At 47.8% G+C, this 2566-nt stretch carries 2 protein-coding genes; both read right to left on the bottom strand.

Features of this window, described 5'->3' with window-relative positions:
• A partial coding sequence (locus tag WBV75_RS08750) for a pyridoxal-phosphate dependent enzyme (protein WP_424120248.1) occupies positions 1 to 391 on the bottom strand: 391 nt, incomplete at its 3' end.
• A gap of 71 nt (positions 392 to 462) precedes the next feature.
• A partial coding sequence (locus WBV75_RS08745) for a S9 family peptidase (RefSeq protein ID WP_424120247.1) occupies positions 463 to 2566 on the bottom strand: 2104 nt, incomplete at its 5' end.

Here is a 2566-nt window from a genome sequence, read left to right as displayed (position 1 = left end):
ACCTCGGATCGTCTGCACTCACGTGGGCGGGGCAAACATAAACCCGGGCACCCATTGTGCGCAACATATCGATTTTATCCCTGGAGGATTTAGAACTCACTGCAAGGATACAATCATAACCTTTGATAATACTAATCATGGCCAGGCTGAAGCCTGTATTTCCCGAAGTCGTTTCAATGATGGTACTCCCCGGTTTTAAGATACCCCTTTTCTCAGCCTGATCAATGATATATGAAGCAATCCGATCTTTGGCCGAATGTCCGGGGTTAAAGCTTTCGAGTTTGGCAAAGTACTCCCCGGGATACCCTTCAACTATTTTGCTGAGGTGTACTAAAGGGGTATTACCTATAAGCTCGAGGAGGTTCGCGTGGGCCTTAATTTCTGGATCCATGCACTTTAAGGGTTAGGCGGTGGACCCGATAAAAGGTCCGGTTTCGGCTACAAAAGTAGTATTTTTTTATTTTAAAGGACTTTTCCTTCGAGGTCCAGGATAAAAGTGTACTCCCGTGCAGTTTCCTTCAGGGCATTAAACCTTCCGGAGGCACCTCCGTGACCCGCTTCCATATTGGTATGCAGAAAGAGCTGGTTCTGGTCTGTTTTAAGCGCCCGGAGCTTTGCTACCCACTTGGCCGGTTCCCAATACTGCACCTGAGAATCGTGCAGGCCGGCAGTAACGAGCATATTGGGGTATTCCTGTGCCTTTACATTGTCGTAGGGTGAGTAGGACTTCATATACTGGTAATACGCTTTGTCTTCCGGATTCCCCCACTCATCGTATTCCCCCGTAGTCAGCGGTATTGACGGATCCCCCATGGTAGTGACCACATCTACGAAGGGAACTGCAGCCACCACGCCCCTGTATAGTTGGGGTTTCAGATTCACCACAACCCCCATCAGCAGGCCCCCTGCAGAACCTCCCATTGCAAAGAGGTGCTCAGGACTGGTATAGCCCTGGTCTATCAGGAATTCAGAGCAGTCTATAAAATCAGTAAAGCTATTTTTCTTTTGAAGTAATTTACCAGCTTCATACCACGGGCGGCCCAGGTATTCCCCTCCCCTGACGTGCGCTATGGCGTAGATAAAGCCCCGATCGAGCAGACTCAACCGTGTGGTGGAAAAGAAAGGATCGATAGTACTTCCATAAGACCCGTAAGCGTATTGCAAAAGGGGACTCGTTCCATCTTTCGGGGTATCCTTATGATAGACAAGGGAAATTGGGATTTTCACCCCATCGCGCGCCGTCGCCCATACCCGTTCGGAGCGGTAGTTGTCTGCATCGAATTCCGGATCCATGACCTCCTGTTGTTTTTGAATTACAGATTTTTTGGTCCTCATGTTTACATCGATCACGCTGTAAGGAGAGGTCATGGCGTTATAAACATACCGAAGCTCTTCGGTGTCAAAATCCAGATTCACATAGGGATAGGCCACATAAGTTTCATTGTCAAAAGGAAGGTAGTAGCTCTCTTTTCCATCCCAACGGTTCACCTGTATTCGGGTAAGACCCCGGTCACGTTCTGAAACCACGTAATACTCTTTAAAAATCTCGATGTCCTCGATCAGCACATCTTCACGATGGGCAATGAATTCCTCCCAGAAAGAGGCATCGGTCTGATCTTCACCCACGCGCATCACCTTAAAATTCCGGGCCCCATCTTTATTGGTGACTATATAAAAGTGATTGCCGTAGTGGTAAATCGAGTACTCCAAACCTCGTATCCTGGGGGAGAAAACCCTGAAAGTGCCCCCGGGATCGTCCGCGGGGAGTATTCTGAATTCTGTGGTCAGCGTGCTGATGGATCCTATAATGATGAATTTTCGGGATTTCGATTTGTACACGTAAGCGTTAAAGGTCTCATCCTTTTCCTCATAAATAAGTTCGTCAGCCGAGGCATCGGTACCCAAAACATGTTTGTATATCTGGTTTGACCGAAGGGTTTCCGGATCTTTCCGGGTATAAAAAAGCGTTTTATTATCAGCCGCCCAAACAGCACTACCCGTGGTGTTTTCCAGGAAATCTTCAAAGATTTCCCCGGTCTCGAGGCTCTTAATCCGGATGTTGTACTGTCTTCTGGACAAGGTGTCGACACCGTAAGCCGCCAGCCGGTTGTCCGGACTGATGGAAATCCCCCTTAAATCAAAAAAGTCGAAGCCCTCGGCCATGCGATTTGCGTCAAACAATAATTCTTCCGGTGCCTTGAGGGTTTCTTTGTGCCGCGTGTAGATGGGATACTCTTTACCGGTTGTAAACCGGGTCACATACCAATATCCATTTCGTTTGTAGGGAACCGAGGTGTCGTCTTCCTTTATTCTGGATTTCATCTCCTGAAAGAGCGTTTCCTGAAAAGCTTCCGTATGACCGGTCTTACTGAAATAATAGTCGTTTTCTTCTTTGAGATAGGTAAGGACAGCTTCGCTTTCACGATCCCGCAGCCAATAGTAATCATCTGTACGCTTATCCCCATGGAGTTCCATGACATGTGGGGCCACTGTGGCTTTTGGTGGGATCGGTTCAGGCATCGAAGGCTGTGATTTTTTACAAGAAACCGCTAAAATAGCACATAGC

Source organism: Robiginitalea sp., assembly GCF_049588695.1.
Lineage (GTDB): Bacteria > Bacteroidota > Bacteroidia > Flavobacteriales > Flavobacteriaceae > Robiginitalea.
This window is presented reverse-complemented; position numbering and strand designations above follow the sequence as displayed.